Origin of the sequence: Paenibacillus peoriae KCTC 3763 (assembly GCF_000236805.1) — a bacterium.
GTDB classification, from domain to species: domain Bacteria; phylum Bacillota; class Bacilli; order Paenibacillales; family Paenibacillaceae; genus Paenibacillus; species Paenibacillus peoriae.
Map to the genome: position 1 here is coordinate 518,872 of NZ_AGFX01000011.1, position 14,757 is coordinate 533,628.

General features: G+C 44.8%; 12 protein-coding genes. 6 read left to right on the forward strand and 6 right to left on the reverse strand.

The window, feature by feature from the left end; translation table 11 throughout:
• Positions 1-28: 28 nt before the first annotated feature.
• The 3 genes from KQI_RS0104785 (at position 29) to KQI_RS0104795 (ending at position 5,204) form a co-directional block, all read left to right on the forward strand.
• Entirely contained in the window at positions 29-1,438 is a 1,410-nt protein-coding gene (locus KQI_RS0104785; RefSeq protein WP_029390028.1) for a pyridoxal phosphate-dependent decarboxylase family protein, read from the forward strand.
• Positions 1,439-1,593: 155 nt separating this feature from the next.
• On the forward strand, positions 1,594-2,250 hold the full coding sequence (locus KQI_RS0104790) for a hypothetical protein (protein ID WP_010345587.1): 657 nt from the start codon (positions 1,594-1,596) through the stop codon (positions 2,248-2,250).
• Between the two features lie 410 nt (positions 2,251-2,660).
• A complete protein-coding gene (locus tag KQI_RS0104795; protein ID WP_029390029.1) occupies positions 2,661-5,204 on the forward strand; it encodes a transglycosylase domain-containing protein in 2,544 nt (847 codons plus the stop codon).
• A gap of 14 nt (positions 5,205-5,218) precedes the next feature.
• On the opposite strand, the gene KQI_RS0104800 is transcribed toward KQI_RS0104795, so the two are convergent.
• The 4 genes from KQI_RS0104800 to KQI_RS0104815 all read right to left on the reverse strand — a co-directional run bounded on the left by KQI_RS0104800 (position 5,219) and on the right by KQI_RS0104815 (position 9,409).
• A complete protein-coding gene (locus KQI_RS0104800; protein ID WP_010345589.1) occupies positions 5,219-6,340 on the reverse strand; it encodes a Ger(x)C family spore germination protein in 1,122 nt (373 codons plus the stop codon).
• Complete coding sequence (locus KQI_RS0104805; protein ID WP_010345590.1) at positions 6,337-7,428, reverse strand: GerAB/ArcD/ProY family transporter; 1,092 nt, start codon at positions 7,426-7,428, stop codon at positions 6,337-6,339. Before KQI_RS0104805 ends, KQI_RS0104800 begins: the two co-directional genes overlap by 4 nt.
• Positions 7,421-8,884, reverse strand: a complete 1,464-nt coding sequence (locus tag KQI_RS0104810; protein WP_010345591.1) for a spore germination protein — start codon at positions 8,882-8,884, stop codon at positions 7,421-7,423. The genes KQI_RS0104805 and KQI_RS0104810 overlap by 8 nt, the downstream gene beginning before the upstream one ends.
• A 111-nt stretch (positions 8,885-8,995) precedes the next feature.
• On the reverse strand, positions 8,996-9,409 hold the full coding sequence (locus tag KQI_RS0104815; protein WP_010345592.1) for a YhjD family protein: 414 nt from the start codon (positions 9,407-9,409) through the stop codon (positions 8,996-8,998).
• A gap of 300 nt (positions 9,410-9,709) precedes the next feature.
• Here KQI_RS0104815 and KQI_RS0104820 point away from each other — a divergent pair, with 300 nt between their 5' ends.
• The 3 genes from KQI_RS0104820 (at position 9,710) to KQI_RS0104830 (ending at position 12,805) form a co-directional block, all read left to right on the forward strand.
• The gene (locus KQI_RS0104820; RefSeq protein ID WP_010345593.1) at positions 9,710-10,600 is read left to right on the forward strand and encodes a DMT family transporter; all 891 of its coding nucleotides are present in this window, start codon (positions 9,710-9,712) and stop codon (positions 10,598-10,600) included.
• Positions 10,601-11,064: 464 nt separating this feature from the next.
• On the forward strand, positions 11,065-11,769 hold the full coding sequence (locus KQI_RS0104825) for a YitT family protein (RefSeq protein WP_029390030.1): 705 nt from the start codon (positions 11,065-11,067) through the stop codon (positions 11,767-11,769).
• A 232-nt stretch (positions 11,770-12,001) separates the two neighbouring features.
• A complete protein-coding gene (locus KQI_RS0104830) occupies positions 12,002-12,805 on the forward strand; it encodes a lipid II flippase Amj family protein (RefSeq protein ID WP_010345595.1) in 804 nt (267 codons plus the stop codon).
• A 92-nt stretch (positions 12,806-12,897) separates the two neighbouring features.
• On the opposite strand, the gene msrA is transcribed toward KQI_RS0104830, so the two are convergent.
• Both msrA and KQI_RS0104840 read right to left on the reverse strand, forming a co-directional pair.
• Positions 12,898-13,869 (reverse strand): peptide-methionine (S)-S-oxide reductase MsrA, encoded by a 972-nt coding sequence (gene msrA, locus KQI_RS0104835; RefSeq protein ID WP_010345596.1) that lies wholly within the window; start codon positions 13,867-13,869, stop codon positions 12,898-12,900.
• Positions 13,870-14,054: 185 nt separating this feature from the next.
• The gene (locus KQI_RS0104840; protein WP_010345597.1) at positions 14,055-14,672 is read right to left on the reverse strand and encodes a TVP38/TMEM64 family protein; all 618 of its coding nucleotides are present in this window, start codon (positions 14,670-14,672) and stop codon (positions 14,055-14,057) included.
• Positions 14,673-14,757 lie beyond the last annotated feature (85 nt).

Sequence of the window (14,757 nt, forward strand, 5' to 3'; positions counted from 1 at the left end):
CGATTGAAGTCAAGCAAAGGAGATGCTTATGATGAATCGAGAACAAAATCAGCAATTAGGTGAAGTCATCCAGCAGTTTATACATTCTTATATAGCATCATTTAATAATATCCGGTCCCAAAAAGTATTCAACATTGCAGATGGGGAAACGATAGCTCAATTAAGGGGAATGGGATTCCCAAAAAAGGGAAGGCCGGTAAGAGAGGTCGTCGATGGAATGATGAAAAGCGTCTATCCCCACCAAGCGTTCATGCAACATCCTCGCTGTTTCGCATTTATTCCTAGTCCGATGTCTCTTCTCTCATGGTTTGGAGATATTATGACCAGTGCTTATAACCCCCACGCCGGAAGCTGGGTGCAAAGTTCGAGCGCAAGCTTTATAGAGCAGGAAGTGATCCGATGGATGTGTGACCAAGCGGGTTATCCTGATACTGCTGGAGGCTTATTTATGTCGGGCGGATCAATGTCGAATTTGACGGCTTTAGCGGCTGCACGCAGTGCAAGGTTATCCGAGCATGAATATGACAATGGAATTGCCTACGTTTCTGAGCAAACTCATTCATCGGTTTCCAAAGGGTTGCGCATCCTTGGGTTCCGTGCTGACCAAATCAGAAAGATTCCGAGTGATGAAAATTTTCGTATGGATATCTCAGCCTTAGAAAAAGCAGTAATAGATGATCGGGCGGTTGGTAAAAAACCGTTTGCGATCATTGCCACAGCAGGCACAACCAACACGGGAAGCATTGACCCGTTAAACGAAATTGCTGATCTATGTGAGAAACATAATATTTGGCTGCACGTGGATGGAGCATACGGGGCATCGATTTTGGTTTCTTCGAAATATAAGCCCCTTTTAAGCGGAATATCGCGTTCAGATAGCATTAGCTGGGATGCACATAAATGGTTGATGCAGACGTATTGCTGCAGCGTAATTTTAGTCAAAGAAAAGCAGCACCTCAGAAACTGCTTCAGCACACATCCGGAATATTTGAAAGATGCCGAGACTGATGAAGAACAGATTAATTATTGGGATATGGGTCCTGAATTAACGCGGCCTGCTCGAAGTTTGAAACTATGGATGACCTTGCAAGCTTTGGGGACTAATGCTGTCGGTGAAGCCATAGAGCATGGAGTTCAACTCGCAGAATGGGCTGAAGATGAAATTAAAAAGCATAATCATTGGGAAATTGTATCCCCGGCGCAGTTAGCGATTGTTAATTTTCGGTATGCGCCAACTGGATTATCCGACCAAGAATTAGATTCACTCAATAAAAGGATCTCGCAAGAAATGGTGAAGAACGGATATGCCTCTGTGCTTACGACGCAACTCCATGGAAAAACGGTTCTTAGAATCTGTGCAATTCATCCAGACACTACTGAAGATGAGATGAGGAATACAATTCAGCTTCTAGCGAATATAGGACGGAGCATCGAATGAGAGAAGGAGTTTTCTGCGATGGAAAAGCCAAACTCATTGGAACTGGTTTTGGAGAGGGGCCTACGGTCGCTAAATAATCCTCTGTATAGAATCGGATATTTCAACCATAATAAGACAGCCTGTTTTATTCCAAACGTACAGAGGAGCAGATGAATGTGAAAAATAAATGGTTGCTGGCGGTGCCGTTAACCTTGGCGCTCGTTTTTAGCATGACTCCGGTAGTTGTAGTATCCGCGCAAGCGAAGGTAGGCGAGGAGAAGGATTCTGTTTGCCTAAGTCCCAAAATGGTGCAATTGAAAGGCGATATGCGGAAGGTATGGATCGACCATACGATATGGACGCGAAGCTATATTGTCAGCGCCGTATCTAATCGTCAAGACCAGAAGGACGTATTGGACCGGCTTTTACGGAACCAGCAGGACATAGGCAATGTGATCAAGCCTTATTATGGGGAAGCCGCCGGTAATAAGCTGGCTGATCTTCTGAGAGAGCATATTCTGATCGCAGGGAAAATTGTAGCGGCTGCCAAAGCGGGCAATCAGGCGGATGTAAAAAAGTTAGAGGCGGATTGGCATACAAACGCCGACGATATCGCCAAATTTTTAAGTGGAGCGAATCCGAACTGGCAGTTTAAAACGCTACAAGATATGCTGTATACGCACCTTCAGTTGATTACGGAAATAGTCCTTAACTGTATCAAAGGAGATTGGAAAGCGGATATTGCAGCAACCGACAAAAACGAGATCCATATGATTCATTTTGCGGACATCCTGACAGAAGGCATTGTCAAACAGTTTCCTGGAAAATTTTAAGCGAGCGCTATAGGCGCTACAAAGCAGATTAGCTTTTTATAATCACCCCAAAGGGTGGTTATGGAAAGCTTTTTTTATCGGTTTTCTTGAAATTCCTTTGTAATTTTTTAATGAAATGTCGATATAATGCTATATATGTGGGCGTAGAATGATAAGGCCGGGGCATTTTTTACTGTTTCTCCTAGGCGTTCTTGCTGTGGACCTCCTTTTCAGATATGTCTCCGGTATTTTTCCAAAAAAATCTTGAACGTAAACTTGTTAAATAGTATTATATATAGAACAAGTGTTCTTATTGTGAATGTGCTTTTTGGAACGTTATGGTTTACGTGAAACCTAACATGGCGTATCATATTATGTTGAACGTAAATAGGTGGAAAATGAATGAACATCGAGGGGAGAAAATCATTTTTATGGACCCAAAACGTCGACCATCATCTCAAAAACGCAGCAGGTGGCGTATTTTCGGTAAAGTTTTGCTGATTAATATCAAGTGGTTCTCGCTTGCAGGCTTGTTGGGAGTACTATTTGCTGGAGGGCTTATATCTGGTTATGTGGCAGCGCTGGTTCATGATGAGCCTGTACGATCACGTCAGTTGATATATGAGAAGGTAGATGAAAATGCTCTGACCAGCTTTGTATATTTTAATGATCAGGTAACTCCGGTTGGACGAATGCGTATGGAGGAGGATCGACAGCTCGTTGACCTGAAGGATGTTCCTCAGTCTATTATAGATGCTCTTATTTCAACGGAAGACAGTCAGTTTTATGAGCATCGTGGCGTTGATTTAAAAGGAACGGCTCGGGCTGTCAAACAGAAGCTTCTACACGAGAACCGTCAAACAGGCGGCAGTACACTGACGCAACAGGTAGCCCGGCGGGTATTCCTCAGTCTGGATAAGACGGACAGCCGCAAGGTGAAGGAAATGCTGCTTGCACTGCGTATGGAGCGTTTTATGAGCAAGGATAAAATATTAACAGCCTACTTAAACAAAATGCCTTTTGGCAACGGTTCAGCTGGTTATAATTTGTATGGAATCAAGTCCGCTTCATTAGGAATTTTTAATGTAAGTGATTTACATAAGCTTCATGTTGCTCAAGCGGCTTATTTGGCAGGTCTGCCACAATTGCCATCGGTTTATTCTGCTTTTGATGGTAAAGGGAATTTTGATAAAGAAGGTTTCAACAAAGCAATGGAGCGCCAACGTGTCGTGCTGGCAAGGATGCAGGCAACAGGAAAACTCACACGAATGGAATATTATGAAGCGCTCCAATTTGATGTCAAGGCCACGCTTGCGCCACATCGTGAAAAAAGCTATAACACATTCCCTTATTTGATGTTGGAGACAGAGCGTGAGGCCGCTCAGCTGTTAGCGCTCCAGCAAAATCCGGATCTTACGGCCGCCGAGATTTCCAAGCCCGAGCATGCTGAGCTTCTTCAAAACACACGAGAAGAGTTGCAGCGGTCTGGCTATCGAATTTATACAACGATAAATAAGAAAATTTATAATGATATGCGGCAGATTGCAGCCAATCCGCAAAACTTTTCTCCATACAGCAAGCAGAAGGGATTAGAGCAGATTGCAGCAATCATGATTGATCATAAAACGGGAGCTATACTGGGGATGATCGAGGGCAGGGATTTTAATACAGAGCAGATGAACTATGCAACTCAAATGACACGTCAGCCCGGTTCTGCCATGAAGCCGATTGCCGCCTATTTGCCTGCTTTGGAAAAGGGCTATACTCAGCCTGCTGGTCTTATTGATGATTCGCAAATTATATTGAAAGACGGACGTAAAGGCTATCATATTCCTAAAAATTATAACAGAAGATACGAAGGGCTTATGACAGCCCGTGAAGCGCTCAATCGGTCAATCAACATTCCTGCCCTGAGGCTGTTCTTATATGAAGTTAAAATTCATAACGCTTGGAATTTTGTCCGTTCTCTTGGTATTACGACAATACAGCCGCAGGATGAATATGCCCAGACAGGCGTACTGGGTGGACTAAGTAAAGGCGTATCCGTTGAGGAGCTGACTGCGGCATATGGAACGATTCCAAATATGGGGGTATACAATGCACCTCATATGATCAGCAAAATTACGGATGCCAATGGCAAGATTGTATATGAATATAAACCACAGTCGAAGCGGGTATATTCGCAGCAAACCGCATTTTTGATGACAGATATGCTCAGAACCGTTATATCTGACCCGAGGGGAACCGGGAAACGACTGCAAAAGGCTTTTAGAAGCTATGGCACCATTGATATTGCTGGTAAAACCGGTACGACACAAAACTTTGGCGATGTGTGGTTCATGGGCTACACTCCTGACGTTACGCTTGGCGTCTGGGCTGGTTATCGTCAACAGGTGAATACACTATCACAAGCAGGGCATACCAGAGCACAGTCGGTATGGGCGCTAATCATGAATGAGGCGATCAAGGCTCAGCCCCAGCTTTTCAAGAATAAGCATTTTATACAGCCAGAAGGTGTTGTGAAAGTTACGGTCTCTAGTCTTACAGGTAAACTTCCGGGGCGTTATTCCCGCCAATCCGGTCAACTCGTGACCGACTGGTTTAATCAAAAATATGTGCCGACCGAAGTCGGGAGGGAACAGCTTCCCCGTTCTTCCAAACCATCGGTATCGACCAAACCAGATATAAAGGAAACAGAGATTCCAGAGAAAGAAGTACCTGCAACAGACCAAGAGGACATCCCATCACAGGAGGACACCTCATCAGAGGTAACGATTCCTTCTGGTCCTGATACGGACACAGAGCTGGATATGCCTGATGAGAACAATGACTTGCCGTCAGCAGATACTTCACAGCCTGCTATTGAAAATGGGCAGGGGACTCCTTCTGAACCAGAAAACCAGGCGGAGTCTCCGGGCACTACATCTGGCGAGGTTATTAGTCCAGGAACAACGTCTGATCAACCCAAAAACTGAGCGACATGGACAGTCTAGTTTAGAATGCCGTTCCCGACAATGTCGACAGTGACCTGCGGGTGAATACGGACATTAGGGTACTCTTTATTCCAATCCACACTTTTCCATACGGCTGGATGGCGGGCAATCAACTGTCTGCCTATGCCAAAGGCATCACATCCGCTTTGCTGAAGTGTACGAATAATTTTTTCTGCATCCTGGGTCATGATCTCGGAAAGCTGATTGTTCAGACGCTTTACATTAGCTTTATCTTGAAGATGGTCTCGTGCATACTCAATAATATTGACCGGCAGCTTTAAGCTAAGCTCCACATTAATCTGACCATCTCGCTGAACCTTCACTGCAAGGTGGCGTTTGACGCTCTGATTTTTGGTCTGGTACGTAATAAAGTTCCGTATATCGTTAGCAGGTCCGGAATGTATTCTTTTTACAAAACGAGCCGTGTTTTTCCACTTTCCAGTCATTATCACGTATAATGTCCCTTGCTCAGTGTTCAGGTTTCCGGTGAAGCGTTGCCCGTGAAATAAAGCAACTCCACGCGCTATAATATCTTCTCCTTCTTTGGAAAGATAGGGAAGCGCAAAATCTTGACCCGGATCAAGCATAGGGGGGAGCAATGTCTCCAGCGTCATTTCAGGGAAAACACACATCTCCTCGAGGCTCCTGATTTTTTTGGTTATAAATTCACCAATCAAAAGGCTGCCGATGCTTTGTTGTTCCAGAATTTCTCCAGCTGGTCCATCTACAACAGCTACCTTGACATGGGAGGTTGGATGGTCCGGCTCCCGGTACAGCACATCCAGATAGGGGTATAAATCTCTTCGGGCCAGGCTTGCACTATATAAAATAACTCCGTATTTGAAAAAGCGGATATCCCCGGTTACTTTGGCCCGAATTTTGTCTGTAGTCTGCCGGACGGAATTTCCGGTACCTGAATGAATTTCATTGATGCTTTTACCTTGACTGCCTTGAGAGTCATCTACAATTTCCAGCGTTTGCTTCAGTATACCTTCAGGGGTGAGATCGTAGGCTGATGCATTTGCCAATCTGGCATCCCTCAAGCTGTCCTGATCCCAGCAGCCTGTTGTAAAAATGAGTAGAGCCAGCATACCAAGCGCTCTGCTCTTTTTTTTCATGTTTGGGGTTCCTCCTTCTTTTTAGAAATATAGGACAGGATCAGCAGTAAAAAAGGGAGTACAATGAGGAAAATATAAGCGGAATTATTCGCTATGGAATTAATGAGCTCGAAATCTTCTCTTTGTTGAGGCCAATAGGCGATGATGCAAGAGGCAAGGACAACAAAGGGAACCGCTTTTTTGTGGCTTTTTTGTTTCAATAGGTAGCTTACGCCGTAAGATGCCGCATAATAATAACCGCTTATAGCGCCAAAGATTGAAATGAGCCAAATCGGCAGAAAAATAAAGTCAACCCGATCCATCGTTCCTAGCGGAATAGACCTGAGCAAATAAATGACCGGCTCCGGCATTAAATCAAGCTGTTGGGGACTGAATACAGTTGCACAGGTGAATACCGTAAAACAATACAACAAGACCACAGTCACGTTAGCTGCCAGAATTGTCTTGAGCTTGCCTATACTTTTACCTTCCACCATAGGGAAGACGATGAGAATAAACTCAAAACCAAACATCGCCATCAATGTTTCTTTTGAACCGACAATAATACGGGACCATCCCGCCTCAGTTAGTGGCAGCAAATAAAGCGGATTGGACTGCTTTATGCCATAGCTGATCAATAGCATCATTGGCAAGATCAAAAATGAAATTAAAACAAGCACCCGTGTAATGGTCTTCAAATTTTCCCGCACCAAATAAATGCTGCTGAACAAAAACAGGGCCAATATAGCCCAACGGGGAGTAAATTGCAGCATCCAGCGGTTAATAACGTCATAAGCACTCGCAAGAACCGAGGTTCCCATAAGCAGATAGAAAACAATGTAAGTGGCAGCCAGCATTTTGCCGATCCAGGAGCCGGTAAGTCGGATTAATATCTGATATATAGATGAAGAGGGGAATCGCTTTAGCAAGAGCCAGCATAGCAAAATGATAAGCTGGGTCAAAAAGCCGCCAATAAGGACAGATATCAAGCCTCCTCCTTTGGATGAAAGGTGCATTTGGTAGGGAAGTGATAATATGTCTACGCCAATCTCAAACTTGACGATCAAAAAAAACAGTTGACCCCGTGTAATGGTGTTTTGTTTATTCACGTCGCTTCCAGCTCCTAGAGTCGTCCTGTTGCTTCAGTTTTTGGGCCTGGGAATCATGTGGTCGTTGGTAAAGTGCCCAAATAGGGAATCGGATAAAAACATCCTTCATATCGCCTAGCCGGAAAGGTGCAAAAGGAGCAAAGTAGGGCGAGCCAAACGTTTCCAGCTTGCAAAGATGGATGGTGAGAATCAGCAAACCAAAGGCAATGCCGATATATCCAAACAGAGCCGCAGCAATCATCATCGGAAAACGGAGAATGCGGACAGCTGAGCCCATTTCATGAGAAGGTACCAAAAAAGAGGAAATAGCCGTTAACGAGACGACGATAATCATCGTATATGATACGAGACCTGCCCGAACGATAGCATCTCCGATAACCAAGCCGCCCACGATACCGATGGTTTGACCGACCCGACTAGGTAGACGGACCCCGGCTTCCCGCAGCACCTCAAAGATCAATTCTAGCAGCATGGCCTCGACAATAGCCGGAAAAGGGATGTTCTTTAGTGATTTTTTGATGGTGTGCGCCAGCTCTAAGGGCAAAATAGCTGAATGAAAAGCTATCGTTGCAATGTAAACGGCAGGCAGCGTAAAAGCGATCAGAAAGCTAACCATTCGAATCATTCTTAGAAATGAACTGATAATCCAACGGCCATGATAATCATCAGGGCTTTGGTAAAATGCAAAAAAAGAAACGGGAGCAATTAAAGCGGTAGGGCTCCCTTCAGCCAAAATCGCTATCCGTCCCTCCATTAGATTAGCAGTTACCCGGTCCGGCCGTTCCGTACTGAGATGCTGAGGAAACAGGGAAAAAGGGTTATCCTCCGTAAACTCTTGAATAAAACCGGGAGGGAGTACCATATCCGAGGAGATCGCTTTAATTCGCGTCTTCACTTTTTCCACCAGCTCCGGATTAGCCAGGTCTTGAATATAGAGAATAGCAATTTTAGTTCGTGTTTTAGATCCGACATAAAAATAACGTACAACCAGCGACGGGTTGACAATTTGTTTGCGAATTAGATTGAGATTGATGGATAGCTGCTCAATAAATCCGTTATGGGGTCCGCGAATAATCCCCTCGTTTTCCGGTTCACCCGTACTACGAGTGTATGTTTTTTCGGAAGAAAGGATATAAAACTCTTCCGTGCCATCTATCATAAAAATGCAATATCCTTGAATAAGCGAATCAGCGGCATTATGGAGGTTGGTATCCTTTTGGCTGCTTAGAGTAGTGAACATTTGATGTGAGCTTGTGCCGGTCTTCTCGTATAAAGCACTCAGGATATGCGTCTGAATCATCTCCTGATCCACGAGCGAATCAATATAGAGAAGCATACTATCTTTACCGTCAACGGAAATCGCTTGTTTTTGTAAATCATCCGTATGAAAAAGTGCTTGCTCTATAAAGGAAACATTGCTGTTTAATTCAAAGAAAGCTGCGTCATGTCTTGTCAAGAGAGCACCTCCTTTTTGGATGAGATAGGTATAATGTGCGTCAAATGGATTGGATTTATCCATGATCTGGTGAATTATCCATGTCTCGCATCTATTGGGCTGTAGACGAGATTACAAGGGAACATCATCTTGGGTCAGATCAATTCCCAGATAATATCCCAGTTTCCGTCTGACCTCACTGCGGGCAAAGGAGGAAAGCATGAAAAGCCGCTTTTGATAACCGCGGCACATATACAAAACCTCCACACCTTCATGATTTCGGATTTCACTATATATTTTAATCCCTTGTCTTTTCATTTGGGCCTTCGTCTCTGCTAATTGAACTGCAACGCGCTGTTGTACTTCGGTCAGGCTACGAACGTACAGATCGGGCATTTTTAAAGGAGAGGTACTCAGAATACGAATATCCCGCTCCAAAACATCCAGTACAAGGGTTAAAAGTACACAGAGCTTGATCAACGCCGCATCTTTTTCAGAAGGTTGAGGGGCTTTACTCTTGTTGTCATGCAGCTTTTTGTTTGTCATAAAAATCTCCTTTACTCGGAGTAAGAATACAATATATAATAAGTGTACAGAACATATGTTCCATTTATACCTCATCATAGAAATTTTTCCGTAATGTAAGCAATCATCAATTATTGGAAAAGCAGCAGGAAAGCAAATCTTATCGTTTTATACCTGGTTTGAAGCACTAATCGGGTGGCAATGCAAAGAAATTTTGCCTAGATCGCCGGTGACAGTGAAACTGGATTTATGTTAAGCTAATGCTTAAAAACTTAGTTGCTATTATTTATCATAAGAAGGTAGAGAAAGAAGGTATACATATTGTCACGTTCGTTGTATGTAGCGTTATTGCTACTGAGTCTTATTTGGGGTGGTTCGTTTCTGTTTATTAAAGTGTTGTTGATGCATCAAGTAGGACCGTGGACCATCGTATTTCTCCGTTCCAGCTTCGGATTTGTTTTTATTGTCTTGTTGATGCTGTTTATGCGCATACCATTTAAAATCAAAAGCATTCGGTGGAAGTCCGTTATTCTGATAGCTTTGGTCAACATGGTTTTACCATGGACTTTGATCGGTTTTAGCGAGACCAGAATAGCTAGCAGCATGGCCTCAGTATTGAATGCTACAACGCCCATTTGGACCATGCTGGTGGGGCTTGTCTTTTTCGGAGCTATATTTCATCGCCTACAGTGGCTGGGAATGTGTCTCGCTTTTGTAGGGATCATTATTTTACTGGGCATTAATCCTGCATCCATCATTTCTGTTGATCCTGTAGGTTTTGGATGTATGCTGCTTGCGACTCTCTGCTACGGATTTGGAACGCAGCTGTCCAAACGCTTTCTCTCCAATCTGTCCATGTATCAGGCTACCTTTGCGACACTGTTTGGTGCGGCAGTTGGGGGTGGCATCATGATGACAATTGTAGAGAGACCTGATTTGTCGATTGTTTTTGTTCCCGGTGTGTTTGGTTCCCTCGTAGGACTAGGGGTTCTGGGATCAGGAGTAGCGTATATTTTGTTCAACTATATGATATTGCGAGGAAGTGCAGAATTTGCTTCTTCGGTGACTTATTTTGTACCAGTAAGCGCTATTGTATGGGGGTTTTTGCTGCTGAATGAGCATATTGGCTGGAATGTTCTGACAGGGCTGGTTCTTATCCTGGGAGGTGTATTTATGGCCAATCAGCGTAGAACGGTCAAATTAGCTGGATAATATCGCTGTAAACGGGTAAAAAACACGGGAGTATATTTTATGTACATTCGCCAAACCTTCGGTATAATGCTGTAATTCGCACATACAATAAAGCATGCTCGCACATACCATAAAAAAATATGGTGCAGCCATAAAAAGCAAGCTGTCTAGCAAGTGGTATGGTGTGGTATAATAATTTATAGAATTACATGTACCACAGAAATGTCGGAGTTTTATTCCACAAAAGAAAGGATCAGGATACCATGTGTCCCCGAAGGATACTTCCCCAAAGGACGATTTGGAAACGATTTGATCTGTCTTATACTTAGCTTTTCCGCGGAGTAACGTCAAGTTGCAAAAGCCAACTCTGCGGAAGAGGGGATTGTACATGCGAAGGACCAAGTCCTCAAGGCACATTTTACCCGGTAGGTTCCGTAAGAGTGGGCTCATCCACATTAAACTTACGAGAAACCGAGGGAGCCTGTATGAGGAAAACTTACGAATCTATCGTGAACAATGGAGCACTAAGGCAGATTGTTGTCATGTTGCTCGGAACATGCATTTTAGCTTTTACGTACTATCACATTAATGCTCAAAATCATTTGTCAGAAGGCGGATTTGCGGGCTTGGCCCTGCTGGGACATTACGCCTTTGGCATATCTCCGGCGTGGAGTATGCTATTGCTGGATATTCCCGTTATCATTCTGGCATGGGTGTTGAAGGGCAGAAGATTCATGCTGCTGGCATTGATCGGAGCAGTCGGCTTTTCCCTGTTTTATGCAGGATTCGAAAAATATTCGACGCTGGTTATAGATCTGCACGGCAACTTGCTAATAGCGGCTTTGCTTTGTGGAGTACTTACTGGGTTGGGAGCCGGAATTGTACTGCGATTCGGTGGAGCAACAGGGGGGGATGATATTTTGTCCCTGATGATCAGTGAGTGGCGCGGATGGAAAATCGGCAATGTGTTTATTGTCAGTGACATTATCGTATTAGGATTATCACTATTGTATCTACCTGTGAAGGAAACAATGTTTACAATACTGGCTGTGTGGCTTGCCGGAAAAATAATTACATGGACGACAACGTTCCACCTGCACCGACCTGTGAAAAAGGTGCTGCCTGCGGCTGTTCCAGCCAAAAAGGTAGTTGCCAAAACCGTGCCGGTCGTCCACAGCCTTCGTCAATAAGGAAAGGGTGTTACGTTAGGAGAGAAGTCTTCTTACGTAACACCCTTTCGCTGTATCTAGGGCATAGTTGTGCACTCCTTATTAGCAGATGATGTGTTATGTATTGTTTATCCACTGCTGGCTTCAATAAACAAAAAAGAAAGAAATGAGAATATTGTAAAATGTACTTTGAGAAAAAGCGTATAATGATGTGCAGAATGCAGTGCAGAATAACAGAAAAGGAGTGGGACTTTTGCTTGCCTGGGGTTTTGTTTTTCTTCTTACCATCATCATACATACTACAGATAGCTTGTCTTATGCCCTGCGGCTTGGAGGCTTACGGGCGCGTCGTATCGGACTGGCATTAACTGTAGCGGGGATGCTGCTGTTGATTTCACGTACCTCCAATATGGCGCAGGGGCCTTTGCTGGGAGGAATGGTTGATCAGGCCAAAGCTGCGGCACGAATGGGCGGAGCGGATGTCAGACTGGAACTGCATATGCATGGGGTGTTATTGGCAGCAACCTTTGGAACTATGCTCGCAATATTGCTGTATCCGACGGTTGTACGTATGTCAGCCAGATGGATTGTACATTTGGAGCGTACCGGGTCTATTCCGGCTATGGTGCGTCATTTCATGCTGCGAAATCGCTGGAAGTATGCGGGCTACTATATAAAGCGTCCTACCTGGTCCATGCTCACCTCACTGTTGAGTGGAGTAATACCTAAGCGTCTCATTGTTCTGAATATGACGGTTACCGCAATTTATACGACCGGGGTGGTATCCGCCTTGTACGCATCGTTCCTGTGGCCTGCTCAAAGTACGGCAATGTCCATGTCGTCAGGTCTAATCAATGGCGTGGCAACGGTACTATTGACCCTGTTAATTGATCCTCGATTGGCCGTTTTGTCGGAAAAAACGTTGCGTGGAGAACTGCCTTTAAATCGGATGAACAGTATGTACGGTTGGATGATCATTTCGCGTTTGGCAGGTACCTTGCTTGCACAGTTGCTACTGGTACCGCTGGCCATTTGGCTTGGATGGGTTATGGGCTAAGGCGTAATGATGTGTTGTATATCAAAAAGGGCTGACCTGAGGTCATCCGTTAGAGATGCCTTGAGCCAGCCTGAGATGCTTTTGTGGTTTACTTACTTTTCAAATAATGACTTATAGGCTCCATACCCCTCACGCTCCAGGTCCTCTAGAGGAACAAAGCGGAGTGCGGCGGAATTGATGCAATAGCGGAGCCCCTCTGGACCTGGACCATCGTCAAATACATGCCCCAAATGAGAGTCTGCTTCACGACTACGGACCTCGGTACGGATCATCAAATGGCTGAGATCGGTCTTTTCTTTGATGCTGTAGCTGCGCAGGGGGCGGGTAAAGCTGGGCCAACCGCAGCCCGCATCATATTTGTCCAGCGAGCTGAACAAAGGCTCTCCGGATACGATATCCACGTAAATACCTTCACCCTCATGATCCCAAAACTCATTTTGAAAAGGGCGCTCGGTCGCGTTTTTTTGTGTTACTTCGTATTGGATAGGGGTCAGCCGATCACTAAGATCAGATTTATCAATCTTGCCCGACCAATTCTGCTCGATAAAATCTTCGCGGCCTGAGCCTTTGCGGTAGCGTTTGTAATGAGCGGGATTCTTCTTATGGTAGTCCTGATGGTATTCTTCCGCTTCATAAAAAGTTGCCGCAGGCAGGATGGGTGTAGCAATAGGCTTGTCGAAGCGTCCACTTTGAGCTAGGGCTTCTTTAGAGGCTTCTGCTTGAATTCGCTGCTCTTCATTATGATAGAAAATAGCCGTTTGGTAGGACGAGCCTCTATCGTGGAATTGTCCTCCTTCATCTGTCGGGTCAATCTGTTGCCAGAAAAGCTCCAACAGTTTTTCATACGGGAAAACTTGTGGATCAAATGTAATCTGTACCGCTTCCACATGTCCCGTGGTTTCAGAGCACACCTCTTCATAGGTGGGGTTTTCTGTATGTCCTCCTGTATAGCCGGATCTAACCTTTAAAATACCGGGCAATTCCTCGAAAGGGGAAACCATGCACCAGAAGCAGCCGCCTGCAAAAGTTGCCTTTTCCACTGTGTTTGGATTGTTGGTGCTCATATTTGTCACTCCAATCTGAGTTTGTTAATTAGTTTATATTTAAATAGCTTACAATTTAATTATATATGACATTTTCATTTTCGCAAAATCCAACGAACCATCACAAGCTGATCGGTTCCGCAACTATCTCTTCCTCAACATTATAGTTTTACAACCCAACAGATTCGGGGGAAAAACCCACAACGTTATGTTCTATTGGCACGTTGAAGTCTTTTTCGATACAGTACAAAGCAGCCGCCCAGCAGCGCAGTATACAACAGCAAAATAAGCAAGCCGGTGATCGGATGTTCTGCAATGGTGCCGCCTGCATAAGCGTATACGGCAATTGCGGGCAGTTTGCCAATAGCGGTCCCTAGCAGAAAGCTCCAAAACGGAAATCCCGCTACTCCGGCGTATACATTTACAGCCGCCTGTGGGATGACCGGAATCAGGCGGGCCAGCAGCACAGCGGTAAAAGGCTCCCGTTCCATGACCTGGTTCAAGCGTTCTAACGCGGGAAACCGCTCCAGATATGCTCGTCCTTTGTCGCGGAACAGGGTGCGCACTGCACCGTAAACGACCAGTGCAGCCAAGGTAGTGCCAAGCCAGCAGATCAAAGCGCCTTGCCAGGCGCCTGCCGCATAAGCAATGGAAGCGATAATCAGCTTGTAAGGCACGAACGGAATTAACGCGAATAAAAATGCAATTAGCAGCAGAACCGGGAAGGAGGTTTGCTTATTTGCCCAAGCAAGCCAATCATATCTGTAGATAAACGCGATGCAGAGCAGCGAAACATAAGCAGCGGCGAATAGCCATTTTTTCATTTACATACCTCTTTCATTATCTCTGTTTGGCTGATCGCTCATACGGAAAAATTAGGGTTCACATTCCCAATTATGTGTGTTATAC

What these genes read in the sequence shown, in the direction of transcription:
- KQI_RS0104785 (WP_029390028.1), top strand. Translation starts at nt 29, where the DNA reads ATGATGAATCGAGAACAAAATCAGCAATTAGGTGAAGTCATCCAGCAG.
- msrA (WP_010345596.1), bottom strand. Translation starts at nt 13,869, where the DNA reads ATGAGCACCAACAATCCAAACACAGTGGAAAAGGCAACTTTTGCAGGC.
- KQI_RS0104840 (WP_010345597.1), bottom strand. Translation starts at nt 14,672, where the DNA reads ATGAAAAAATGGCTATTCGCCGCTGCTTATGTTTCGCTGCTCTGCATC.
- KQI_RS0104795 (WP_029390029.1), top strand. Translation starts at nt 2,661, where the DNA reads ATGGACCCAAAACGTCGACCATCATCTCAAAAACGCAGCAGGTGGCGT.
- KQI_RS0104800 (WP_010345589.1), bottom strand. Translation starts at nt 6,340, where the DNA reads ATGAAAAAAAAGAGCAGAGCGCTTGGTATGCTGGCTCTACTCATTTTT.
- KQI_RS0104815 (WP_010345592.1), bottom strand. Translation starts at nt 9,409, where the DNA reads ATGACAAACAAAAAGCTGCATGACAACAAGAGTAAAGCCCCTCAACCT.
- KQI_RS0104825 (WP_029390030.1), top strand. Translation starts at nt 11,065, where the DNA reads ATGAGGAAAACTTACGAATCTATCGTGAACAATGGAGCACTAAGGCAG.